Annotated in this window: 20 protein-coding genes and 1 pseudogene; 8 read left to right on the forward strand and 13 right to left on the reverse strand. The window is 55.9% G+C overall.

Annotated elements, in window-relative coordinates; translation table 11 throughout:
• Positions 1 to 5 precede the first annotated feature (5 nt).
• Positions 6 to 779 carry a glucose-1-phosphate cytidylyltransferase gene (gene rfbF, locus BM216_RS30495; protein ID WP_093003703.1) on the reverse strand — a complete coding sequence of 258 codons (774 nt, stop codon included), beginning with the start codon at positions 777 to 779 and terminating at the stop codon, positions 6 to 8.
• A 412-nt stretch (positions 780 to 1,191) separates the two neighbouring features.
• Between rfbF and BM216_RS30500 the strand changes: the two genes are divergently transcribed.
• On the forward strand, positions 1,192 to 2,793 hold the full coding sequence (locus BM216_RS30500) for a GMC oxidoreductase (protein ID WP_093003705.1): 1,602 nt from the start codon (positions 1,192 to 1,194) through the stop codon (positions 2,791 to 2,793).
• A 138-nt stretch (positions 2,794 to 2,931) separates the two neighbouring features.
• On the opposite strand, the gene BM216_RS34895 is transcribed toward BM216_RS30500, so the two are convergent.
• Together BM216_RS34895 and BM216_RS34900 are read right to left on the reverse strand one after the other, a co-directional pair.
• Positions 2,932 to 3,600 (reverse strand): IS5 family transposase, encoded by a 669-nt coding sequence (locus tag BM216_RS34895; RefSeq protein ID WP_244530417.1) that lies wholly within the window; start codon positions 3,598 to 3,600, stop codon positions 2,932 to 2,934.
• Positions 3,597 to 3,845: pseudogene (locus tag BM216_RS34900) on the reverse strand (transposase); the annotation flags it as partial. The gene BM216_RS34895 and the pseudogene BM216_RS34900, both read right to left, overlap by 4 nt.
• Before the next feature lie 578 nt (positions 3,846 to 4,423).
• On the opposite strand from BM216_RS34900, the gene BM216_RS30510 reads away from it, so the two are divergent.
• From BM216_RS30510 to BM216_RS30520, 3 genes are all read left to right on the forward strand, one after another.
• Positions 4,424 to 5,467, forward strand: coding sequence for a hypothetical protein (locus tag BM216_RS30510; protein WP_093003707.1), 1,044 nt, complete (start codon positions 4,424 to 4,426; stop codon positions 5,465 to 5,467).
• A 192-nt stretch (positions 5,468 to 5,659) separates the two neighbouring features.
• Complete coding sequence (locus BM216_RS30515) at positions 5,660 to 5,884, forward strand: hypothetical protein (RefSeq protein ID WP_093003709.1); 225 nt, start codon at positions 5,660 to 5,662, stop codon at positions 5,882 to 5,884.
• Positions 5,885 to 5,982: 98 nt separating this feature from the next.
• A complete protein-coding gene (locus tag BM216_RS30520) occupies positions 5,983 to 6,342 on the forward strand; it encodes an ArsR/SmtB family transcription factor (RefSeq protein WP_093003711.1) in 360 nt (119 codons plus the stop codon).
• 29 nt (positions 6,343 to 6,371) lie between these two features.
• Here the strand turns inward: BM216_RS30520 and BM216_RS30525 are convergent, their stop codons facing one another.
• The 3 genes from BM216_RS30525 to BM216_RS30535 form a co-directional block, all read right to left on the reverse strand.
• Complete coding sequence (locus BM216_RS30525; RefSeq protein WP_093003713.1) at positions 6,372 to 7,562, reverse strand: GNAT family N-acetyltransferase; 1,191 nt, start codon at positions 7,560 to 7,562, stop codon at positions 6,372 to 6,374.
• Between the two features lie 536 nt (positions 7,563 to 8,098).
• The gene (locus tag BM216_RS30530) at positions 8,099 to 9,217 is read right to left on the reverse strand and encodes an NAD(P)/FAD-dependent oxidoreductase (RefSeq protein WP_093003715.1); all 1,119 of its coding nucleotides are present in this window, start codon (positions 9,215 to 9,217) and stop codon (positions 8,099 to 8,101) included.
• A 1,117-nt stretch (positions 9,218 to 10,334) separates the two neighbouring features.
• Positions 10,335 to 11,051, reverse strand: a complete 717-nt coding sequence (locus BM216_RS30535) for a Crp/Fnr family transcriptional regulator (RefSeq protein ID WP_093003717.1) — start codon at positions 11,049 to 11,051, stop codon at positions 10,335 to 10,337.
• A gap of 687 nt (positions 11,052 to 11,738) precedes the next feature.
• On the opposite strand from BM216_RS30535, the gene BM216_RS30540 reads away from it, so the two are divergent.
• Positions 11,739 to 12,773: a glycosyltransferase gene (locus tag BM216_RS30540; RefSeq protein ID WP_177230991.1), complete on the forward strand. Its 1,035-nt coding sequence runs from the start codon at positions 11,739 to 11,741 to the stop codon at positions 12,771 to 12,773.
• Positions 12,774 to 12,843: 70 nt separating this feature from the next.
• On the opposite strand, the gene BM216_RS30545 is transcribed toward BM216_RS30540, so the two are convergent.
• Genes BM216_RS30545 through BM216_RS30560 form a run of 4 tightly spaced genes read right to left on the reverse strand, consistent with a single transcriptional unit; the run spans position 12,844 to position 16,423 of the window.
• Positions 12,844 to 14,058: a D-amino acid dehydrogenase gene (locus tag BM216_RS30545; RefSeq protein ID WP_093003721.1), complete on the reverse strand. Its 1,215-nt coding sequence runs from the start codon at positions 14,056 to 14,058 to the stop codon at positions 12,844 to 12,846.
• Positions 14,051 to 14,539: a RidA family protein gene (locus tag BM216_RS30550; RefSeq protein WP_093003723.1), complete on the reverse strand. Its 489-nt coding sequence runs from the start codon at positions 14,537 to 14,539 to the stop codon at positions 14,051 to 14,053. Before BM216_RS30550 ends, BM216_RS30545 begins: the two co-directional genes overlap by 8 nt.
• Positions 14,532 to 15,278, reverse strand: a complete 747-nt coding sequence (locus BM216_RS30555; RefSeq protein ID WP_093003725.1) for a gamma-glutamyl-gamma-aminobutyrate hydrolase family protein — start codon at positions 15,276 to 15,278, stop codon at positions 14,532 to 14,534. Before BM216_RS30555 ends, BM216_RS30550 begins: the two co-directional genes overlap by 8 nt.
• Positions 15,275 to 16,423: a M20 family metallopeptidase gene (locus BM216_RS30560; protein ID WP_093003727.1), complete on the reverse strand. Its 1,149-nt coding sequence runs from the start codon at positions 16,421 to 16,423 to the stop codon at positions 15,275 to 15,277. Before BM216_RS30560 ends, BM216_RS30555 begins: the two co-directional genes overlap by 4 nt.
• Before the next feature lie 99 nt (positions 16,424 to 16,522).
• Between BM216_RS30560 and BM216_RS30565 the strand changes: the two genes are divergently transcribed.
• Positions 16,523 to 17,368, forward strand: a complete 846-nt coding sequence (locus tag BM216_RS30565) for a LysR family transcriptional regulator (RefSeq protein WP_093003729.1) — start codon at positions 16,523 to 16,525, stop codon at positions 17,366 to 17,368.
• Between the two features lie 4 nt (positions 17,369 to 17,372).
• On the opposite strand, the gene BM216_RS30570 is transcribed toward BM216_RS30565, so the two are convergent.
• From BM216_RS30570 to BM216_RS30580, 3 genes are read right to left on the reverse strand one after another with little or no spacing between them, the layout of a single operon-like run.
• Positions 17,373 to 18,143 carry an ABC transporter ATP-binding protein gene (locus tag BM216_RS30570; protein ID WP_093003731.1) on the reverse strand — a complete coding sequence of 257 codons (771 nt, stop codon included), beginning with the start codon at positions 18,141 to 18,143 and terminating at the stop codon, positions 17,373 to 17,375.
• Between the two features lie 7 nt (positions 18,144 to 18,150).
• A complete protein-coding gene (locus BM216_RS30575; protein ID WP_210217088.1) occupies positions 18,151 to 19,011 on the reverse strand; it encodes an ABC transporter permease in 861 nt (286 codons plus the stop codon).
• A 6-nt stretch (positions 19,012 to 19,017) separates the two neighbouring features.
• Entirely contained in the window at positions 19,018 to 20,022 is a 1,005-nt protein-coding gene (locus tag BM216_RS30580) for an ABC transporter substrate-binding protein (RefSeq protein WP_093003733.1), read from the reverse strand.
• Between the two features lie 662 nt (positions 20,023 to 20,684).
• On the opposite strand from BM216_RS30580, the gene alr reads away from it, so the two are divergent.
• Together alr and BM216_RS30590 are read left to right on the forward strand one after the other, a co-directional pair.
• The gene (alr, locus tag BM216_RS30585) at positions 20,685 to 21,836 is read left to right on the forward strand and encodes an alanine racemase (protein WP_177230993.1); all 1,152 of its coding nucleotides are present in this window, start codon (positions 20,685 to 20,687) and stop codon (positions 21,834 to 21,836) included.
• Positions 21,836 to 22,849: a DMT family transporter gene (locus tag BM216_RS30590; protein ID WP_177230994.1), complete on the forward strand. Its 1,014-nt coding sequence runs from the start codon at positions 21,836 to 21,838 to the stop codon at positions 22,847 to 22,849. The genes alr and BM216_RS30590 overlap by 1 nt, the downstream gene beginning before the upstream one ends.

Consider the following 22,849-nt stretch of genomic DNA (forward strand, 5'->3'; position numbering starts at 1 on the left):
CCTGGCTACCAGACTTTCCACTGCGCTTGTTGATTTGACCACATCTCATTGAGCACGACTTTGTCGCGAAGCGTGTCCATTGGGTGCCAGAAGCCATAATGGCGATAGGCAACCAGTTCGCTTTGGCGGGTCAGTTGAACCATGGGACCTCGTTCCCAAATCGTCTCATCGCCGTCCAGCAGGGGGAAGATCGACGGATTTAGGACGAAGAACCCGCCGCTGATCCATGTGCCGTCTCCGTTCGGCTTCTCGTTGAAGGTGCGCACGACAGGATCGTCTTCTTCCAGATACATGGCCCCGAACCTGCCGGTTGGCTGCACGGCCGTGACAGTCGCGCTCTTCCCGTGGCCCTGGTGGAACTCCATAAGCGCGGTGATGTCGATGTTACCGACCCCGTCACCATAGGTCATGAAGAAGGGCTCGTTGCCGAGAAGATGTCGTATTCGCCTTAGCCGCCCGCCGGTCATGGTTTCCAGGCCCGTGTCAACCAGCGTCACGCGCCAGTCTTCTTCCGGAGGATCAAGATAGGTGACAGCGGAGGTTCCAAGGTCAAAAGTGACGCTCGCGCCACGCACGCGAAAGTCCTGGAAATACTTCTTGATCAGATGCCCCTTGTAGCCGCAGCAGATGATGAAGTCTTTGACGCCATGACGGGCGAAAATCTTCATAATGTGCCAAAGGATGGGCTCTGAACCTATCTCTACAAGCGGCTTGGGAAGAACAGAGGTCTCTTCCGACAGACGCGTGCCCAAGCCACCAGCAAGAATAACAGCCTTCATCACCCACCTACCAATGCACCCATAATACTTCCCCAGAGGGGCCCATCATTTATTATATGACGGCCAAAACCGAAGAGATTAATCAATAACTAAACATATCAATTTACGATCATCAAGTAGTTTCTTCTGTTTATCCAGAAATCACACCCGATTTTACGAAATCGGTTTTCATCTTATGCGGAACTAACCACTATTTAGTTGACATAAGTATTTCGTCGTTAACATATCCAGGACATACTCCAACACACAACACTCACAGAATTCGCTTTATTTATCACACATGCTGGACCTCTTCTTATAAATCTGTGATTTATTCGATGCCTTACCACTTAATAGACTAGAGATCAGTGATTGTCCGCTCAGACCAACCTATGTATATATTCTCCTCTCTTTGGCGACTTAGGGTGGGACCATGAATGTCAGTCAGGGCAGATATTCATCCTACGCATTCGACGTCTGCGTTATTGGTGGCGGCCCGGTCGGTCTTGCGACAGCCCTCGCCATCGCACGTGGAAGCAAGGGACGCGTGCTGCTGCTTGAATCGGGCGGGACTGAAACGGACGTTGAGGCCCAGGATCTTTCCAGACTGGTCATTCCAGACGAAACACACCACAGACCGGCAGCACTCACCGTATATCGTGGACTGGGTGGTACATCGCGCTGGTGGGGAGGACGCTGTGTCGAATATGACGATATCGATTTTGAAACGCGAGACTATGTAGCCGACAGCGGTTGGCCAATCGACCATGCTGAGATCAAGCCGTTTTACTCCGAAGCGCACGCTTTTTTGACAAGTGACTTTGTTGCCGCCCGGCCGGCCAGCATTCTTGCGGACCACCCGGCCAATGTGGAAAGCTGGGCGCGGGTCCAAAATGTTGAGAGATCGAAACGATCCGCCCTGAAATCGACGCCGAATTTGACGATCGCCCTCCACACGACCGCTATAAGTTTCGAGCTCGACACGACGACCGGCGTTGTCCTTGCCCTTAATGCCAAGGAGAAATCGAGGCCGCAGAGGTTTCAGGCACAATATTACGTGCTGGCTTGTGGCGGCCGGGAGAATGCCCGCCTGCTATTACAGCTTCAGGCCGTATCCAGCACGATTTTGAATGGTGAAGCCGCAACGACCGGCCACTATTACATGGGACATCTAACCGGCGCGATCGCCTCGGTCCAGTTTCGCGATCGCCAGCTCGCCCAGCACGTCCTATTCAAACGAACTGCCAATGGGACATATATGCGGGGCCGGTTCCAGCTGAATGCGACAACGCAGAAATCGCAGCAGGTGCTCAACACGGTCATGTGGCCTCAAAATTACGAGCATCTTGCCGATGGTGCTCACGACGGCGCCTCAGCCGTTTATCAATTACTGCGCTTCCGCGCCCAAAGCGAAAGCGCTAGACGGCAGGATTTTTCGGCCGCAAAGGCCGCGGGCGCAATTTTGCGCCATCCCGGTCAGGCGGCACTTACCTGCCACAACTTGCTTAAGAACCGACTGCTGCGATATCCGCATTTCTTCGTTCCCAATCCAACCAACACCTACTGGCTACGCTATCACGCCGAACACACGCCGCTATACAGCAGCAGGGTCCGCTTATCGAATGAGCGGGATGCCTTTGACGCTCACCGCCTGGAAGTCGACTATCGCTACTGCGATGACGACTATAGATCGGTTGTAAGGTCGCACATGTTGCTCGACCGAGCCCTACGCGGAGCAACTGCCGGAAGCCTGACTTTTTTTGGTCCGCCTCAGGAGCTTGAAGCTCAAGTCAAAGCGCAGGCGATTGACGGCTACCATCAGATCGGATTGACCAAGATGTCGACGAGCAGGCGCAACGGCACAGTTGACCGGAACTGCAAGGTTCATGATCTTGAGAATCTCTACGTCGCGGGCAGCTCAATTTTTCCGACATCAAGCCAAGCCAACCCCACCCTGCCTGCTGTCGCTTTCGCGCTCCGTCTTGCATCCCACCTGACGCATAAGCTCACAACGCGGATCCATGTCGACATCTGAGCATCATTTGCGACTGCAACGTCAGAAGGCAAATCGCGCCGGCCCGGCCCCCTGCTACGCATCGCTGCGGCACGAGAAATTATCGGGCCGGCGCGAGCGGCTTGACAGAGACGCTGGAACCACAGTGAAGTAAAAGCATTATTTGGGCGAGATATCTTCAAGCGAGGGCCCAATGTCGTCTGAATCTTCCCGTCTCAGAACTGAAGCGCTTCTCCTCTCCAATTCTGCGATCCTGTCCTCGCTGCTTACGCTTCTGGTCGATAAAGGCGTCTTGAGTGCAGAGGAGGAGCACAGCGTCCTAGGTCCTGTTGACAAAGTACGGTAGCCATATGCGGCTGCCAGGGCGAGGAATGCCGAGAAGGATTTTCGTGTCTTATCGTATCGGGTCGCGACGCGCCGGAACTGCTTGAGACGGTTGAACATCCGCTCGATGCGGTTTCGATCCTTGTACACCCGAAAGTCGCAGGCAGGCGGGTTCTTTCGGTTGGCTTTTGGCGGAATGACCGGCCTGATACCGTGGATCAGAAGCTCTTCACGCAGGAAGTCACCGTCGTAGCCTTTGTCGGCGAGGAACAGTCGCGGCTTGCCGACCGGTATCGCCAGCAAGTCAGGAACGGCGTTGTAGTCTGAAGCTTCGCCGCCTGTCAGGACGAAGCCAAGAGGGCGGCCCTGACCGTCTGCTCGGGCGTGGATTTTCGTCGTAAAGCCGCCGCGTGATCGACCAAAAGCCTCCTGATAAGTCCCCCTTTTGCTCCCGCCGCCTGCGAATGGCCGCGAACAGTGGTGCTGTCGATCATGTGCTGCCAGTCATCCGCCAGCCCCAGTTCGACGAGGGTCTCAAGCAGGGCGTCCCAAACGCCTTGTTCGGCCCAACGGCGGAAGCGCACATAGACTGAATTCCACTTTCCGTATCGCTCATGCATGTCGCGCCAGGGGCATCCGACCCGAAGGACATGCAGCATACCGTTCAGATATTGCCGATTATCGTGCGACGGTCGGGACTTCCTGCCGCGTTCAGTGGGCAACAACCCCTCGATAATCCGCCATTCCATTTCTGTCAGGTCGCCGCGAGCCAAAACTGCCTCCTAAAAAGCAGTCTTGAATCACGCTTTTGCTGATTTTGGAATCCACTTTGTCAACAGGACCTAACGACCGCACTAGAGCTGATCGACGAGGCCGCAGGCGAGGATGAAGACGGTACCTATGAGTTGGCTCGGGAATTGCTCGAGCAACAAATTGCTTGAGATTGCTTCCCCGGAAACGTTTACCGCCACTAGCCCAGCCGGTCGACGAAATACCCTGCGACGCGCACTCATAATAATGGCTATCAATCCTCTCAACGCACCGCGATTTTCTCAGTAGATACGTCGTCAATTGCGGCGTTCATGATAATTCACCGACCTATATCTAGGCGAGAGAACGCCACCCTCCTCAACATGTGGTCTTTAGCGCGTTTTGCAACGCAACAATACTTGTGACGGAGTATTCCCGTCGGAATGCGCAATAATTCTATATTTAGTCTAACGGATTTACATTGCCATTATTTAATGATTTATTAATTTCAATAGACATGCACATCCTTAGCTACTTCTTCACTCTTTAGAGTACGGCCATTTGTGCGAGGGTAATCGTGTACAAGTATAAAACAATTGAAGCTGCATCCGATGGGCCCCTTGGGCTTGCAGGCGAAACCATAGTCGGGGCCAAAAGGTCCGAAGTCTCGGCAGAAGAATGGGATGAGTTTGCCAAACTTTGCGACGCCTCCTTTCGCTGCTCTTACGCAGGCACCCGATTGTGGCAGTTCGAGCATGATCCGCTGTGCCGGATCGAGCGTCTCGACATATATTTGGCGCTCAGCCTGACACCAATCAAGATTGGCCAGTGTGCAGTCGGCATAGGCCGCCGATCGAGCGTTTTTACCGATACGATCCAGATATTGCCTGCTTTCAACAGCTACTTCCAGCAGAGCATGCAAGCCGTGCTGAGGCACCTAGGTCCTGGTCAATATAAATATGGTTCGGAATGGACGATCGCGCCTTGTCGAGTGCATGAGGTAGCGTCGATCGCCGGGGTAAAGGATGTCCACGCGCGGCACGTCGACGTCTTTGCGATTGACTTCACGCGGTGGAACGACTTCGAGACCTATTTTCAAGCCGTCAGCACGAATGCCAAGCGAAATATCAACAAGGCTCGTAAAACCTACGAGAAATTGACGGTCCAGGAACAGAGGAAACTCAACGTCTTCCTCAATATCCTGCCGCTGCAACGTCTGCGCCACCGTTTGTTTGTCAAGAAGGGTGTTAAGAGCTCGATCTTCACCTTGTTCCTAAGATCAGCATTCCGGACGCTTGCAACATCGCGATATAGTTCATCCGCGCGCCTTGCTGACGGCCACGCCACGCTTGCGCGATTTCTACAGATTACATTCGGCCGCAATAGCTTCTACATGGAAGCCGCCGCTGATAGCGGTCACCCCTATGCGTCGGCTTTCTTGCTGCGTGAGATGATTAAGCGCGCCTTTGAGCAATCCGGCGGGCTTGGCCGGTTCGTCATGGGGCCTGACGATCACGGTCAGGCCGGCACGCCTTCCTGGGACGGGCTCGTGCGCTCTCGACTGCAATGGAACGCGTCCGCTCATCCGACTTCTGTCTTTGAGTTCACCTACGCATCGTGATCGGCGTTTCGCTCCAGACTTGGAGATGTCGGTGAGTTCGGGGGACTTTGCGGCGAGAAGCCCTGCAGCGCTTGTCATTAACAACTAAAGCCAGACAGGCGTTCGCCAAAAGGCCAAGGCTTTGAGGTGGCAACGGCAGCATCGCCAAGCCTCTTCCGAAGGAAATGAACAGATATGAGGAATGGGACTGCAATGAGTTTCTCGACGCAATATATCGTGCGCGATCCATATCAGAGCGCATCATCGGACCGGATGGAACTTGAACGACGCCTTGGCGATCTCGGCCTCTTGCGGGAAGCTTTCACAATCTCCGACGAGATCGACGGCAGAAGCGTCCTGACCTTTTGGGAGCCGGATCGCAGTGAAGCCCTTCGCATCCTCTCGATCTTTGAGCCTACTGCTTGTCACGTGCGGTGACGGCCACGCGATGATTTGCCGACTATCGGCGTGGCAGGTTGCTGATATCAAGCGGGAGGAGCTCAACGAGCTCACGCTTCTACGCGGTGGGAGGAAAAATGACCGGCGAGTACAGTTTTTGCTCAAAAAAAGCAGCGAGATTGATCCATGTCTTGGCACACGACAGCCGGCTAAAAATTATGGCGCTTGTCGCGCAGCGCGAGTGGGACGTGACGTCGCTGGCTAGGGAAACCAAACTCGCACAGCCCGCGTTATCGCGTCACCTCAAAAAAATGCGAGATACCGGGCTCGTCCAGACCCGCCGCGAGGCCCAGACGATTTATTACTCTTGTACCGATGCCAGTGTCGCAAGATTGGTCGAGCTACTAACTCAATCGTCCCTGGGACCAGTGCAGTTGGACAAGGATACAGAGCACGATCGGACGACCGAGGCCTGCTCGGCACCCTGTTCAGCTTGAAACGGGCGAGCGTCTGCTTGGCTCGCGCTTCACTCCTCGCGCAACTGGCGAAACATGACCTGGGCAAGCGAAGTCCGTAGACGACGCAATGTGCTGAGCGGTAAGCGCGCTACGCGTCTGAGGGATTCGACCTTCTCGTCCTTGAGGGAGGCCTTCATGGCCATGATTGCCCGGATTTTTAGGAGCGTCGGAAAAAAGCGGGCCGCACCCGTTATGCTCAAGGGCAAGAAATAGCTGACATGCCTGGTCGAAGCGTTTGTCCAGCTGTCCTTCTCCTGCGATGGCATTACCCGCAGGTCTACGCTGAGACCGCGCTCAAATCCCCATCTGAGTGTGTCCTCGATTAAAAGCATATCCGGGGTAAAACGCGCGTAAGAAGGATCAACACTCGTTACGAAGACTTCGATGCGGGTGCGATCGATGGTGGCGAGGAAGGCTGCGATCGTCCTCCCACCGGACGTTAAACGGAAGAGCCCTACCCGTCCGAGGTCAGATCGCTGCGTTGCAGCGACAAGGAAGAAATGACGTGTCGCATCCTCAAAAAACCACTCGTTCGTTTTCCCGTTGCGCAACAGCCAATCCTGCCTCTCCTCAATCACCCAGTCGACGGTTGACGTGTAAGTATCGCCATCGTCCGGAAGTTCGAACTGCAGCGGCCCCAGCTTGGCTAACTGTTTGCGCTTTTGCTTGAGGTCTGCGCGAAACCTGGACGGAAAGCCGCGTTGGAATTTATGGAAACCCTCGTTGCGCTTCTTTTTGACGGCCGACGCTTCAGTTGGGATCGGAAGGCGATAGAGGCCGAAATTTGCAAGTGCCCGCTTCATCGGCCCATCGTCATCCACCAGTGGCACATGCATAAGATCGCCTGCCGACTTCAAAAGACCTAGGAGCTCCTGGCAGACAAGGTCATGATCAACGTGGCAAGCAATTAGAGGATCGCCATATTCTTCCTCGGAACCACAGCCGACCGGATCAATTCGCGCGCCGAAACCTCCCTGGCGCGAGATAAATGGCCATACTGCGATCAATTGATCGTCGTCCCACACGGTCGCACAAAGCAGCCGATCATTTTCGCGATGCTGTCTGGTCTGCCATCCCACCTGGCACCACTGAAAGGTTTGGGTATAGCGACTTGTTGGCACAGCCCTTGCGAGATCATCCCACGCGTTCTGCAGACGAATAAAGCCGCTCTCTCCATCTATAAGCGAAGCTTTAATCATAACAAATCACACCTTCTAACGATATATCTAGACTAACTAGAATGTAGGTTACGAACAGCTACACCTTTCTGTCAACCAATACGCTCCAAATCGCAATCACATTTCCAAGATATACATAAATTCAAGCCGCTATGCTCGAAACAAATTCACTACCTAATTTCTATCCTTTCATAAGCCATCCCATGTGAAACATAGCTAGGCAATTGATGTGGCCTTAAGAACCAGTAGTTGATGCGAGCGAAGGCGCTGGAGGATGACATAATACGTTCTGGCCCTGCCGGACGTGCGACTGCGTTGTCAGTTGAAACTGGAGCAGCAGGCTGGCGTTTGTGGGCAGCCTGCGTTAATCCGCAGGGATGAGCAAAATCACCCGTGATTGGATCATTGTCAGCATTGCGTTGATTGCAATGATCTTCGCCTTGAACGGCGGGATCATCTGGTATTCCTACAAACTTCAAGACGAACGTTTCTCAGCGGAAACGCGCTAGCGACCGTGCCTCGACTTGTTGCTCCGCTCAAGGGCGGAATAACGGCAATCATGAGCGCCTAAGGCGCAAATAGACGTCGTCGGCAATCGCAAGAGAGGCGGTAAGACCCGGGGATTCAATGCCATAGAGCGCGACATAGCCTGAATGGCCGGTCTCTTCCGGTCCCTGGATGACAAAGTCGCCGCCACCGCCGCCATCCGGGCCGACAGTCTTCGGCCGGATGCCGGCATAGGCCGGCTGGAGCATATTGTCCTTCAGAAGCGGCCAATACCGGCGAATCGCTGCGTAGAACTTTTCAGCGCGCGCCAAGTCGACATCGTAGTCCGGCTGAACGGTCCATTCGACATCCGGGCCGAAACGCGCCTGGCCGGCAAAGTCGAGCGTCAGATGCACCCCAAGACCACCCTGTTCCGGCACCGGATAGATCAGCCGGCTGGCCGGCGACCTGCCCGAAAGCGAAAAATAGCTGCCCTTGGCAAGATGTCTCTGCGGTATCGTTGCCGGATCCAGGCCATGCATGCCCATCGACACGGACCAGGCGCAGAGACCAGCCGCGTTGATGACGAGGCCAGCCTTGGCCCGAAAGGGATCGCTGCCGCCAACCGAGAGCAGAGCTCCCTCGGCACACAGTTCACCATCCAGGACAGCGGAATTGACCACGATCGTGCCGCCATGGGCTTCGATGTCAGTGATATAGGCCTCCATCAATCCGTGGCTGTCTATGATACCCGTCGAAGGCGAGAGCAGCGCCGCATACCCCTCGATCTGCGGCTCCATGGACCGCAACTCGCTCGCATCGATCAGACGGCAATCGTCGACGCCGTTGGCGGAGGCCTGGACAAGCAGCTTTTCCAGATAGGCAACCTCTTGCGGGCTAGACGCGACCACGAGCTTGCCGCATTGTCGATGCGGCACATGACGCTCGCGGCAATAGGCGTACAGGTCCTGCTTGCCTTTGACGCACAGTTCGGCCTTGCGGCTGCCGCTCGGATAATAGAGCCCGGCATGAATGACCTCACTGTTGCGCGATGACGAGATGCTTCCCGTCAGCGGTTCGCTCTCGAGCAGGACGACGTCCCGTCCGGCGATCGCCAGTCGGCGGGCAATCGCCAGGCCCACCACCCCGCCACCGACCACCACGCAGTCGAGTTCAAGCAATTCATCCATGCGAGCCTGCTCCTGTACGTAGTCCGCGCGCGGTTTTACGCAGCCTAAATTCGTGCCCTGCCAGTGCGACAGCCCATGATACAAGCGTGGGCGTAAATTGTGCGTGGCGTCAGACGAGACGGGACAGTTCGCACCACTCAAAAACCGCCTCGTGCCGGCGCCCCTGTTCTGAGACCGGCGAGGTCAATATGACCGACTTCGTAGACAAGGCAATTCTAAGCAGTTGCGTATCAACACAGGATGCCTTGTGTCGCGACGGGCTTGCCGCACCGCTGTTGCACGCCGCCGATGCAGCGTGAGGGCAGCTACCTTCTCGAAGCCCAGCCGCCCTCACCCTTCAACGACATCATGTCGAGGTTTTGCGCTCATCGCAGCGGCGGGATAGCCGGGGGCGAATGAGTCGGCAAGATGCTGGTCTATGGTGAACTGCGCACGGATCAAGAGCGTCGCAGCGATGACGTGCTGACTGTGCCGGTTCGATCTCATTGATCGAGGCTACCTGAGGTACACAAGAAGAAGAGACATACTGCGACAGACTACGTGCCACCTCCTGTTCAGCAGGGCTCAATCCGACCTCAAGGGGCGTAGGCAGGCGGGCCCGGTTTGAGCCTACAAGATTGAAGTTTCGGATTTTTCTCGTCCGCTCAGCCTGGACTGCTCGGCCTTTGCTACCGGCATTTGGGTTTCGCGACCGTCAGCTATACCCGTGAGGTCGCAAAGCCCTACGCTGTAAGGCGTACATGGACAGACAAAGATATTTATGGCTCAATCCGTTCGGGCCAGTTGCTGATGGCTCTCTGATTCCACCCCATTCTCCCCTCTGCGTTAGCGTCAGAGGGGATTTTTTTGAGTGGTAGCGCATGGAGGAACGTTTCGTGGGATGATAGGTCACAAACCTGGTTATCTGCTCCAACAGACCATGGCTATCACGTTAGAACCGGGAAACCAGATGCTCCGCGAGGGTCGAAGGCGCACCTGCGAGAGCCGACCGTTTTCATGGTCCGTGATGTGAGCGATAATAAGCCGATGACATTTGGGTCGAGACTGCTACTCCGGCGAGCTCCGTTTTGCAAACGGACTGTCGCGCAGGAAACGGCGCAGAAAACCCAAGGATCCGTTAGCGAAACTCACCGATGAGATGTCTATAGGCATATTCGGCGCGACCGTAGCAATCGCGGGCAACGACCTCCAGACCCGCTCGATTGTTGACGACAACCCTGTTACGGGTTGATCGGACCAACCTCTGGGCCTCCAGACGAGGGAGGACTTCGGCAACATCGTCGTAATCTGCGAGTGCCATGGCGGAAAGTGATTTTTTGGTCAACGGTATCTCGTCCCCATCCATGCGATCGTGGCACATCAACAGGCATCGCGCCACGCGTTCTTCCGGGCTGTGACTGACAGCGGCGAAAGCGTTGTAGGCGGACTGAACAAGAAACGCCTCGACGAAGCGATCCAGGAGCTGGCGCAGCGATGGCAAGGTCTCAACCATTTCCTGCAGAGATTGAACCGAGATCTGATAGCCACGGCCCTCGATTTTCATGATGACGTCGAACAGGCTCGGCTGACGCGACAGCGCTGGCAAAGCCGGTATTATGCCCTCGCGGCCGATGATGCCGATCTCGCTTGTCTTTTTTTTCGGGGAGCGAGCAATAACAGAGGCGACTCCAGCTTGCAGAAAATAAGCCTCTCGGGTCTCCTCCCCGAAAGCAACCAGGACTGAACCTACTGGCAGGTTGACCGGCTCAAGCTTGCTCGCCAGTGCCTCACGCGCTCGCAGATCCCCGTGGGCAAGAAGCGTGTGGGCCGATCCGATATCAACACCGTTTTTCATGTAAGCCCCGCTTGCTGTTTCTACTGCATGGGGCTGCGATGAGGCATGCCTCTCGCAGACGGCAACTGAATTTCCCTCTGTCAGGGTAGCCCAGTACGCGACCAAGTCAGAACATGACGGTCGACCGGCCGTATATTAGAATATCGCTACATAGAAAGCCAGCGACTCGATGATGACCCTAAAGCGAACGGTTGGATCTCACTCGCGTTTTTCGCCGACGGCGCTGTCGGCTTACTGCCTGATCCGTATAGCGAAGGGTGGACGATAGCTTCACCGCCCTACGGTACCAAGCTATCGTCCACAGGCGCCCGAAAGCGGCGGCGTCGGGCGCGAGCGGATTATGTCATCAGCGAAATAAAGCGCAAGCGGTTTGGTAATATACTAACGTTTTCAGCACCCGCGAGCTGCCTGTGTTCCGGACGCAGTTTTCGAAGAGGTTGCAGACCTGCATGGGTTGACCAGATCGTCGAGATTCCCTGCGGACAACCGACGCGCCGCCGCAAGCAGTCCGGATTTCAGGTCATGCATCTGCAGATTTCCAAGGGAGGCAAGTTCCGCCAAGTAACCTTTTATGCGCGTACTATGCATGATCCGGTAAACATCGTACTGTGATCGCGGTCTTGCAACATACCTGTCACCTGCTGCTGAATAGCTTTTTTACATCCGATAAAAATGGAGATATTGTCGATGAAAACGGTGTCGGTTGTTATGGGAACATATAACGGCGCTAAATTCATCGATGAACAGATCGATAGCCTTCTCAATCAAACCTTCAAACCCCACGAAATTATAATATGCGACGACCAGTCGACCGATGCGACGTTTAAAATTGTGTCGCGATTGGCATCGCAGAGCTCGGTTCCGATCCTTTTGCATCGGAACGCACACCGGCTGGGCTTTGAAGACAATTTCATCAAAGCAGCCAATCTTGCTACGGGCGAGTTGGTTGCGTTTTGCGATCAGGACGATATCTGGTTTCCAGATAAACTTCACGTCGTCGCTCGGCATTTCGATTCCAAAGATGTGTCGCTCTGCGTGCACACAGCGATCACGATTGACGAGACCGGGCTTGAGCTCGACAAGTTCAGCCAGGGGATTACCGCCGATAGAGTGAACGATCCTCTCTCATACAGTCCGTGGTTTACCTATTTTGGTTTCTCCATGACGTTTCGTCGCGCTCTGTTGGACATCCTTCCGCACGAGCAGCGGGGGATCGATTTCATAAGCGGGCATGATCACCTGGCTCATGATCGGTGGATCATGTTCCTTGCAAACATCAGCGGAAAAACCGTCGAGCTTGCCCAACCACTGGTCGGATATCGTCAGCATTCCTCGAACGTCTTTGGCGCGAAAGGCAAACGGAAGCCCCCTGTGAACGGGGATAATCTCTTTGAGAACTTCGCCAAATATTACGCCTTCATGGCGAACAAACGAGAGATCATTGATAATCTTCCCGACGAGAAATCCGAAATCTTTCCGCTGCTCAACAAAGAAAACATCATGGCCTACATCGAAATGGCGAGCATGAACCTTGAGGCCAGATCGAAGATTTATCGATCGAGGCGCAGAATATCGGCGACAAGGAACCTGATCATCGCGTCGCTCGGCGGACATTTTAAGGAGGTACCAAGTGGAAATTTCATCCGCAGGGATTTTTTGAAAGACCTCGGCTACGTGGTGACGAACACGCGATGGTCGAGGGAGCTTGCAAGCCGCCAATAGAAGCGCTCCAACGTGCTCCTGGGCGCGCCCTGGGTGCCACACACATCACCCCGGCAATGCCTTACCAGGATCACGCCGTATCTATCTCTCTTATTTGGCTGGCGAGACGGGCAGCCGATCCCATGGACAATGTCCATCCGAGGGAGCCGTGGCCGCAGTTCACATATAACCCTTTAAGCCGTGTCACGCCGATGATGGGCTGATTATCGGGTGTCATTGGTCTGAAACCTGTCCACGCATTGACCTCTGCGCGATAATCTCCGGCAGCCGGAAAAGCCCGTTCGGCGGCTTGCGCAAATGATGAGAAGCGTTGGGCATCAAACCTCTGATCGAGCGGCCCGAGATCTGCAACACCTGCTATTCTAAGTCGATCAGCCAAGCGGCAGAAGACGATCTTGCGAGTGCTGTCGGTAATGCTCACGTGAGGTGCGTCCGGCAGCGCTGGTATCGTCATGGAGTAGCCTTGGAGCGGCCAGATCGGGAGCGCTATACCCGCACGTGCCGCGATGCGACGGCTGTCGACGCCTAAAGCGATGACGGCTCGACGGCACGCGATCTCGCCCCGGTCGGTGCGGATTGAGGCAAGCCGTCCGCGGTCACTGTCTATATCGGTGATCCTGGTTCCAAACCGGAAAGAGACACCATAATCTTCTTCAAGAATGTTTCTCAAGCCGCGACAGAACAGACTGCAATCACCGGCCTCGTCCTCAGGCGACCAGAGTGCGCCAGCGATTGGGTGGGCATAACTGGCAAGCGCCGGCTCGATTTCGAGCGCCTCGCGTGGCGATAGGAGGGACTGCCTCACTCCCGCAGATCGCTTCATTGAGATCGTTTGTTCAGCATCGCGTAGCCCAGCCTGAGAGGCGTACAGCGTCAACTTCCCCGACATTCGGTGATCGAAACCGAGGCGGCTTGATATAGACCTAAATCGCTGCCGGCTCTCGAGCGCGAGATCGAGCAGTCTCAACGTGTTGCGTTCGAACCTTCGTTTCGAGCCGTTCGCTAGGAATGAGCACGACCAACGCGCGAACTGCCATGACGCCGTCGGGCGAATGCGCACGGCGGGATCCCGCCTCGTCAGGTAGGATGGGATTTTCCGCAGTAAGGCGGGTGACGAGAAGGCGTCGGTGAAGAGGTAGCTCAATTGCGCGCCATTGCCGGAGCTTGCACCGGCGCCCGGCCCCTCGGCGGCGTCGACGACTGTGACCTGATGGCCGTCTTCGGCCAGGGCAAGGGCCGTCGTCAAACCGACGACACCCGCGCCAAGAACAACGATCTCACGCACTGGCTGTTACCCTCTTCGAGACACGCGCGATGACTTCGATCTCCACCGGCGCTCCGCGTGGAAGAGACATGACGCCGATCGCCGTACGTGCATGCCGGCCGTGTGCTCTAAAGACCTTCTCGAATACCTCCGATGCGTGGTCGATGATCGGAGATATTGTGGTAAAGTCAGGCGAGCAGTTGAGGTAACCAGATAGCCTGACGATTTCCTCGACCTCCGAAAGCTTTCCTCGGGTCGCAGTTGAGAGCTGGGCTATCACGTTCAAGGCTGAGAGCCTGGCAGCTTCCGCAGCCAGTTTTTCATCTAGGTTGAGCCCGACCTTGCCGACGTAGCGCAACGCACCGTTATCAAGTGGTAGTTGGCCGGATACGAAGACGAGATCGCCAACGATCTTAAAACCTACGAGTTTGCCCGCGGGCGCAGACGTCGTGGGAAGATGCATATTCAAAGCGGCCAGACGGTTCTCGGGGCTATCAATCACAGCGCAGCTCCGATCGCGCGTGGTTGTAACGCCGGGCTGCCGCGAGCAGCCCTTCAAATACATAATGATCAAGAGGCGAGACCGCATATTCCGGATGCCATTGCACCCCGACGGCGAAGTCGTGACCAACCACGTCGATCGCCTCTATGACACCATCGTCGGCAACCGCAATGGTGCGATAGGCCGGTGAAGGCATGACAGCCTGATGATGCACGCTATTGACCTGGAAGACGCTGCAGGCGGCCGCTGGGATCCAGTCGGTCGCGCCCGTGATTTGGATGGCATGGTGGCGCTTCGTTGCAGGGCTGTCGGGACTATGGTCGAGTGCACCAGGAACGTCGTGCAAAATGTCCTGAACAAGCCCGCCTCCGAGGGTGACCGCGAGAAGCTGCATTCCGTTGCAGATGCCCAACGTCGGGAGGTTGAGAACGAGCGCTCCCTCGATCAACATTTTTTCAAATTTCGTTCGTTCTGCTTTTGTGACGAGCGCTTTTTGGGGTCGCTGACGATAGAGAGCCGGATCTATGTCGAAGAGACCTCCGGTGATGATCAGACCATCGACGAGCGTAAGATAGTCATTTGCGGCATTCCCATAGGGCAGAATGATAGGAACGCCACCGGCAGCAAGAATGATATCGCAGTAATTTCGGCGGATCGCGTATTCTGCTTCAGCTGCCAGGTCTGTGCCGACGTCCGGGGTTATACCGATGAGCGGACGTGGTATCGAAGCGTTTCTCATGCGAGCCATCCTTCGGCGATGCGCGTGTAAATTCGAACGGCTGACATGACGTTGGCGAGCGGAACGGATTCGTTCGGTTGGCCACTCATTCCAAGGTCCCCCGGCCCGAGGATTGCGAATGGGACCTGCAACCCGTCCAACAGCACAGCCGCATCGCTGTAGTAAGAGACACCTTTCATCGCCGGCCGGCGCCCACAAACGTCCTGGGAAGCTGCTTGGCAGAGGCGAACGAAATCGTCATCCGGCAGGCTCTCGACGGCTGGTTTGTGATCCAAAATCTCAATGGAAAGATCGGCACCCATCAAATCGCTCACCTGGCGGACAATCTCGCTCGGATGGACGTTGGGAGGGAAGCGAAGGTCCAGGTCGACACAACAACGGTCCGGCGTAAGATTGACCGCGGAACCGCCATCAATGCGGCCGACGCGAATAGTCGGAGCGTCGAGGAGCGGATGCGTGGGGCAAGACAAGGTGAAGCCCTTCAGCCTTGTCAGGAAGTCATTAACGAGCAGGATGGCGTTAACGCCCGCGTTTCCGGATACATGTCCCAAACGCCCCGTCGCCGTCACCCTAAGCCATAGAACGGCCTTCTCTGCGATGACGACATCGAGACCGCTCGGCTCACCACACAGGAATGCTCCGATTTCGCTCTGAAACCCTTTCTCCACCAGTCGGCGCGCGCCAAGCAAATTTGCGCTTTCTCCAGCAGTCAGAGCCAGCACTACGTCTCCCTTGAGCGGAATTTCCCGAAGCGAAAGCGCCTCCATCGCCCCGATCATCGCGGCCAAGGCGCTCTTCATGTCGGATGAGCCCCGCCCGTACAGGCGGCCATCCTTTATTTCGCCGGAAAAAGGCGAAGAGTGCCACGGGACGGTACCGACTGGGACCGTATCCATATGCGCCGAGAGGACGAGGTTCGGTCGCTCTCCTGTGCCTCGCAGGCGCCCGATGACATTCGCCCTGCCTGGCATAAATTCATCAATCTCACTCTCAAGGCCGAGCTCAGACAGCACATCGCCAATGCGATAGGCGATCTCTCGTTCACCACCGGGTGGATCGCAGCTATCGATAGCAACGATCTCTTGCAAAAATCGAACAGGATCGAAGGTTTCGAGCCGTTTGTTACGTTCGTCATCATATTGCATGAACCATTCCTTGTTTTTTCCAGAATGGCCGTTTCTTCCGATCTAGAGAAGCGATAGAATTGAATGGATTAATCGACGAATTAAATAAATGAGTGGGACATGGATACGACCCTGCTTCGCTGTTTCTTGACTGTCGCCGACACCAAGAGTTTCTCCGTTGCCGCGACGAGGCTCAACATCACGCAATCGACGGTGAGCCATCAGATCGCCCGACTAGAGGATCATCTGGGAAAGCAACTTTTCGAACGCACCACGCGCAACTGCCAGCTTACCCTTGAGGGCCGCGAGCTTATTTCGCACGCCGCCAAAGTCTTGAGATCCGTCGACGAGATGGAGCAGAACTTCAGGCCGCAACTATTGAGCGGGACTGTCGTTATCGGCGTCCCCGATGACTATTACCTGTTTCAGCCGATCACCGAGGCACTGCGCCGGTTTATGAACGATAAGCCGGGTGTTGCGGTCGAGATGCGGGCGGGACTGGGCATAAATCATCTACGCGACCTAAAGGAGCGCAATCTCGATCTGGCGCTCGTACGGGAGACAGAGGGCGCAACTAAGGATGTATTGCGAACGGAACAGATCGTCTGGATCGCGGCACCTGACTGGGCGCCGCCGAGCGACGGCATTTTGCGCTTGGCGGCCGTCAACGGCGGCTGTGCGTATCGCAAGGCCGCAACAGCTGCGCTCGATGCCGCCGGCATGCATTGGAACTGCAAATTTTCCTGCACGAGTCTGGAGGGTGTGTTGTCGGTCGTCCGTGCTGGCCTGGCGATATCCGTGGTCGCAGAGGGGGATGCAGGCGACGACCTGAGGATCCTCCAGGGTCGAGACCTGATGCCGCTTCTCCCGAGGATGACGCTCAGTATCAAATATTCCCAAAAGCAGCCCAGCCTTGCTGCGAGGGCGTTGGCCCGTGTCATGGCCAACACCTTGGCGGATGCCTGATGGACTAGGCTGCGTTTCGCACCATTGAGAATAGCAGTCGCCTGAGATGGTGTCGCAACTGTGTGAAATCCGCCCGTTCCGTCTGATCAACTGTCCTTGGATGAGGAATGTCTACATCGACAATCTCAGCAATTTGGCCTGGATTTGGCGACAGAACAACGATCCGGTCTGCAAGCAGCATCGCCTCGTCGATATCATGAGTGACGAAGACGATCGTCTTGCGATCCTTGGACCGCATGTCGAGCAAGAATGTCTGCATTTCGACCCTGGTGAGGGCATCGAGGGCACCAAAGGGTTCATCCATCAGGAGAATGCGCGGCTCGACCGCAAGCGCTCTCGCGATGGCAACCCGTTGCTGCATTCCACCTGATAATTGGGCTGGATAAGATTTTGCGAAGCGCGTCAGCGCTACTCTGTCCAGCACGTCTTTCACCTTTTCGTGGCGCAGACGTGTGTCACCTCCAGCCAGGTCGAGACCGAAGCCGACATTTTCGTCGACGCGCAGCCAGGGAAAGGAAGTGTAGGATTGGAAAACCATACCAACAGCTGGATCACGTCCACGCAGCAAGCGGCCCTCGACACGGATCGTGCCGCCGCTCGGTTGGCTCAATCCCGCAATCATCCGTAAGAGGGTGGACTTGCCGCAGCCGGAAGGTCCCAGAAATACGACGAACTCTCCGGCCCGGATCGAAAGCGACACACGATCGAGCGCCTTGACGGACTGAATGCCGCCGAAGGTTTTGACAACGTTCTCAATCTCAATGATGGCTGACATGATGACCTCAGGATCGATTACTTGAAAGGTATGGAAAGAGCATCCGGGCTGCGACGGTAAAGGCCACGTCGCTGATGAGGCCAATGACCCCGATTGAGATGATGCCGACGAAGATCGTCGCTGTGTCCATGAAGCGTGAGGCGCTCAGGATTATGTAACCGACCCCACTGGAAGCTGCGACTATTTCGGCGATCACGATGTAGGTCCAGGCCCATCCCAAGACGATGCGAAGATCGCTGAAAACCGCAGGTTTGGCGGCGGGCCAGATCACACGGCTGACCAACTGAAGTGGTGTCGCGCCCAGCATGATCGCCGCTTCGATCAAAGCGATTGGCACGGCCAGGGTGCTGACCATGACCATCAGCGTCAAGGTGAAGAAGGTGCCGACAAAAATGACCGCGAATTTTTGGGTGTCATCAATGCCGAGCCATAGAACCAAAAGAGGGATAAACGCTGTTGCTGGCATATATCGCGTGAAGGCGAGGCACGGCTCGAGCAGAGAGCGGAAAAACTGCACCGACCCCATCAACACGCCAAGTGGCACGGCGATGGCCGCTGCGATCGAGAAGCCGATGAACACGCGGTAGACACTCACACCGATGTCACCGACAAAGTTTTCAGCATAGAGAAGCCGCCACGATGCCTGGACGACCTGCAGGGGCGTAGGCAAGAAAAAGTCGCTGACAAGGCCGCTGCCGGAGACTGCGCCCCAGAGCGCCAGCAGGACGAGAAAGAAAAGAGATGAGAGTGTCAGCGATATTCCGCCAGCCAGTGGTCGGCGGATCGATATCAGCTCGACGGCTGGAGTTTTTTCTCGCTTGGGGGCCGCAAGCATCTCGGCCTCCTCCTTAATCGAATAGGCTGTCATGATTCCTCACTTTCCAAGCGCTGATGCAAGCGGTGCAGGATCGACTGCATCTGGGGCATCGAACCCCTCTTTCAAAAGTCCGGCTTTTGCGTAGAAGGCAATTCCACGGGTTGTGACCTCGTTGATTTGACCTGGCACAAACTTGGTGCCGATATATTGCTCGTTCGCCTCGCGCGACACGAACTCGAGGCCTTTCAACGACGCCATGAATTCGTCGATGCTTACACCCAGTGACTGCGCCATGATGGCGTTGGCGTCCTTCGGTGACGCCGCCCAGTAGTCGTAGGCCTCAAAATAGGCGGCGATGAAGTTGGCAATATCGTTGGGCCGACTGGCGATAACTTCTTCACGGAACGCAACGGTGTCGGCGATCAGGCCCGGCTTGTTTGCCGAGCTTATGAGGATATGCCCGCCGCGTTCAGCAGCTTTTGAGAGCCACGGATCCCAGGTGGCGGCGGCCTCCAGTCGACCGGCAGCAAAGGCTGCTCCCGCGTCGCCCGCACGCATCGGCTTGAGATTAACGTCACCGAGGGACATGTTGCTGTCGGCCAGCACGTTGAGTAGGAAAAAGTATGTGCTTGACCCCTCCTCGGCCCCGATCGTATGGCCGCGCAAATCATCGATGGTCTTGATGCCAGCATCGGCAACGATGCCCTCCCCTCCCTTGGAAAAGTCGACGGCAAGGACCTGCTTGATGCCCAGCTTTCGCGCGTTGTAGAAGATGAAGGTATCGACGGTCGTGGACCAACCGTCCAGCCGACCGGTCGCGATTGCCGCGGCGGTCGCTGGTTTGTCCTGCACCGTCACCAGCGAGACATCGACCTTGTTTTTGGCGAAGAAGCCTTTTTCGCGTGCGAGATGAAGAAGCCCGTATCCGACCCAGGTCGTCATTGCGACAGTCAGTGGCTTTTCGGCTGCGCTGCCCGACGCGCTGCAACACGTTATGAGAGCAACCATAGCTGCAACTATTCTCTTTCTCATCCAAAATTCCCCGGTTGTGTGACTGCGCATACTTGCCTCTGATCGGCGCGCAGGCAGATCGGAGCACACGAGGCGGGAAAGATTTAACGAAGAAATTGCATCGATTTAGGCACGAAATCGCTAAATCCGAAGCTGTCTAATGGCGATTGCTTGCACTAGAGCTTCAAACCCAATGGCTTAGCAAACCTGCCATATACAGGCGTTTCGACAACCCTACCGTGTGCACTCGCGTCGCGTGCATGTCGCGGCAGAGCGCTAGGATTATATTCTTGCCGCACGCGATCCTGTCATTTCGGCTATAAGAACATCAAAAGCACCTTGATCCCGGATCGACATCCTCAATATTAATTACGTGAAGCAATTAATTAAAACACAGGTATTATCGGCGCGTTGTCAGATACCTAGATGGTTAATCATACCATATCGGCGTGAATCGCAGTATTAAAGACGCCTAGAAGTAGTCGCGAGTCAATTTACACGAATTTATACATTATTACTACGCTGCAACGCAGAAATATATATTATAAATATATCGAAAACGGCACCTTGCCTGGCACAAAAGCGTCATCTAATTTTTTTCTTCCATTCAAAAAGCAATCTCTGGTTGCCCTGGATTGCCTTACTGGCTCCGCTGCTAGCGACGATATTAAAGCCAGATGCGACAGGTGCGGTCACCAGTCAGGAGCATTGAAATGCGAAAGTCGGACGCTGTGTTTGAGGTGCATCTTGATGCGATCACCGAGAACTTTCGGATGATGAAAGATCTGGTCGGCGACCGTGTCGAGGTCGCGGCGGTCGTCAAGAGTGACGCATATGGCCTCGGTCTGAGCGAGGTGAGCGGCTCACTTGCAAGCGTTGGATGCAAGACATTCATGGTGGCCGATACCGATGAAGCGGCCCGCCTGCGGGCACTGTATCTGGGTGCAACGATTGTCGTGCTGAAAGCCGACCTTCCGCAGAGTGGCGAGATAATCGCCAGCCAGAAACTCACGGCCGTGGTCAATGGTGCTGACGACCTCGATTGGCTGCGCCGCTTCGGTCACGGTATTCCCTATTTCCTCAACGTGGAGACAGGGTTTTCACGCTTCGGGATCGACCCGAAAAAGATGCGCGCTTTACGGCATGAGGGAGCGTTCGGCGCGACAAGTCCGGCATGCATCTTCAGTCACTTAGGCTGCAGCGACAATGCCAACGACCGCACGAATGACGAGCAGAGGCGCAAGTTACTTGCTGTGCGCCATGTATTTCCCCAGGCCCGCCTCAGCTTGAGCGCGTCGGCGGGCATCTGGCTTGGCCGTGGCTACCATCTTGATGTGGTGAGGGTCGGATCAGCCATCTACGGGTTGAACAATGCCCGTCTCTTTCCAAACCCGCTCTATCGCACCGTCAGACTACGTGCGCCACTTGTTGACATCCGCAGCATCCCACCACGACAGGCCGTCGGTTATGGGGCAACGTTTCGCACCAAGCGAGCAACGCGACTTGGTATCGTCTCTATCGGATACCGGCACGGGCTTCCCTGGGCTTGCGCCAATCGGATGGAGGTGAAGATAGGAGAGCACTTTGCCCCTGTCATCGGTCGCATCGCTATGGAATACACGACGATCGATCTGACTGACGTCCCAGAAAACGCGCTCGTCCGCGGCGGGGACGTAGACTTTCTTCACGAGGATTTTGGCATAGACGAGATGGCCGCTGCCGGTGGCACCAGCAGCCAAGAGACGCTCGTTCGACTTGGATGTGGATGTCATCGAATCCACACCGACCAAACGCCAGCAACGGCTCGCGTAATCGCAGCCAGACGACAGTTGGGCCGCCTCTCCCGAAATGCCAGGATTTCGTGATGCGCGGCCGCAACTGTTTTTCACTGATAAAGTGGCGCGACGTCGACCCCGCCCTATCCCGTCACTCTCTAGGATTGCTGCTCGTTGCCGCGGCAGCGGTGGCCTGGAGCACCGGGGGCTTTTTCTTCCGCTTGATCGATCTTGATCCCTGGACCACGTCCTTTTGGCGCAGTCTCTTTGCAGCGGCCTTACTGGCAGCCTACGCGTTATTCGAACGGCGCCAGCTCGGAGGAGAAGGCCTGGGTCGCGCGGAGATCAGACGTGGGATCGTGATCTCGGCGGGTATCGCGGTCAGTATGACGAGTTTTCTTCCGGCCCTGGCTTTGACATCCGTCGCCAACGTCGCACTCATCTATGCAACAGCGCCCATATTGACCGCTGCCCTCGCTTTCCTTTGGCTGGACGAACCGTTTGATCGCATCACCATCGCCTGTAGCCTGGCGGTCATCGCCGGTGGCAGCTTGATGCTCTTTTCCTCGGAGAGCGCATCCAGCAATCTGGGTGACCTTCTTGCACTCGTATCGACTATGTCGCTCGCCCTAGTGGCTCTGGCGATTAGGGCCTGGCGACCCCGCGCTCTTGGACCCTTCATGTGCCTTGCAAATATAGGGGTCGCCGCGATTGCGTTTCTCGCCGCCCCATCTTTGTGGATCGATGGTCGATCTACGGTTCTCCTGGTTGGCTTTGGCTTCATTCAGGTGACGTTGAGCTTCACTCTCTTTAGCCTTGGGGCACGGCTCCTACCGGCGCGGGAGACCGCACTCGTCAACGCAGTAGAAGGACCGCTTTCACCCCTATGGGTGTGGCTTGCCTTCGGCGAACGACCGTCCTTTGGGACCGTCATGAGTGGCATCGTCATCACCGCCGCGGTTTCTACCTATCTCTTGCTCGGTACAAGACCTTCGGGAGCGGGGCTGCGTCGAAGATCCCACGAAGCGGTCGACCCGGCAGGCGAGAGATACACGCATCCCCATCGTACTTCCGAGCAAGCAAACAAGAACGAAGGACCTTGA

It is taken from the genome of Rhizobium sp. NFR07, assembly GCF_900111905.1.
In the GTDB taxonomy this organism is placed as follows: domain Bacteria; phylum Pseudomonadota; class Alphaproteobacteria; order Rhizobiales; family Rhizobiaceae; genus Neorhizobium.

What these genes read in the sequence shown, in the direction of transcription:
- BM216_RS30535 (WP_093003717.1), bottom strand. Translation starts at nt 11,051, where the DNA reads ATGAAAAACGGTGTTGATATCGGATCGGCCCACACGCTTCTTGCCCAC.
- BM216_RS30565 (WP_093003729.1), top strand. Translation starts at nt 16,523, where the DNA reads ATGGATACGACCCTGCTTCGCTGTTTCTTGACTGTCGCCGACACCAAG.
- BM216_RS30515 (WP_093003709.1), top strand. Translation starts at nt 5,660, where the DNA reads ATGAGTTTCTCGACGCAATATATCGTGCGCGATCCATATCAGAGCGCA.
- alr (WP_177230993.1), top strand. Translation starts at nt 20,685, where the DNA reads ATGCGAAAGTCGGACGCTGTGTTTGAGGTGCATCTTGATGCGATCACC.
- BM216_RS30560 (WP_093003727.1), bottom strand. Translation starts at nt 16,423, where the DNA reads ATGCAATATGATGACGAACGTAACAAACGGCTCGAAACCTTCGATCCT.
- BM216_RS30500 (WP_093003705.1), top strand. Translation starts at nt 1,192, where the DNA reads ATGAATGTCAGTCAGGGCAGATATTCATCCTACGCATTCGACGTCTGC.
- BM216_RS30555 (WP_093003725.1), bottom strand. Translation starts at nt 15,278, where the DNA reads ATGAGAAACGCTTCGATACCACGTCCGCTCATCGGTATAACCCCGGAC.
- BM216_RS30525 (WP_093003713.1), bottom strand. Translation starts at nt 7,562, where the DNA reads ATGATTAAAGCTTCGCTTATAGATGGAGAGAGCGGCTTTATTCGTCTG.
- BM216_RS30530 (WP_093003715.1), bottom strand. Translation starts at nt 9,217, where the DNA reads ATGGATGAATTGCTTGAACTCGACTGCGTGGTGGTCGGTGGCGGGGTG.
- BM216_RS30540 (WP_177230991.1), top strand. Translation starts at nt 11,739, where the DNA reads ATGAAAACGGTGTCGGTTGTTATGGGAACATATAACGGCGCTAAATTC.
- BM216_RS30570 (WP_093003731.1), bottom strand. Translation starts at nt 18,143, where the DNA reads ATGTCAGCCATCATTGAGATTGAGAACGTTGTCAAAACCTTCGGCGGC.
- BM216_RS30580 (WP_093003733.1), bottom strand. Translation starts at nt 20,022, where the DNA reads ATGCGCAGTCACACAACCGGGGAATTTTGGATGAGAAAGAGAATAGTT.
- BM216_RS30590 (WP_177230994.1), top strand. Translation starts at nt 21,836, where the DNA reads ATGCGCGGCCGCAACTGTTTTTCACTGATAAAGTGGCGCGACGTCGAC.
- rfbF (WP_093003703.1), bottom strand. Translation starts at nt 779, where the DNA reads ATGAAGGCTGTTATTCTTGCTGGTGGCTTGGGCACGCGTCTGTCGGAA.
- BM216_RS30575 (WP_210217088.1), bottom strand. Translation starts at nt 19,011, where the DNA reads ATGACAGCCTATTCGATTAAGGAGGAGGCCGAGATGCTTGCGGCCCCC.
- BM216_RS30520 (WP_093003711.1), top strand. Translation starts at nt 5,983, where the DNA reads ATGACCGGCGAGTACAGTTTTTGCTCAAAAAAAGCAGCGAGATTGATC.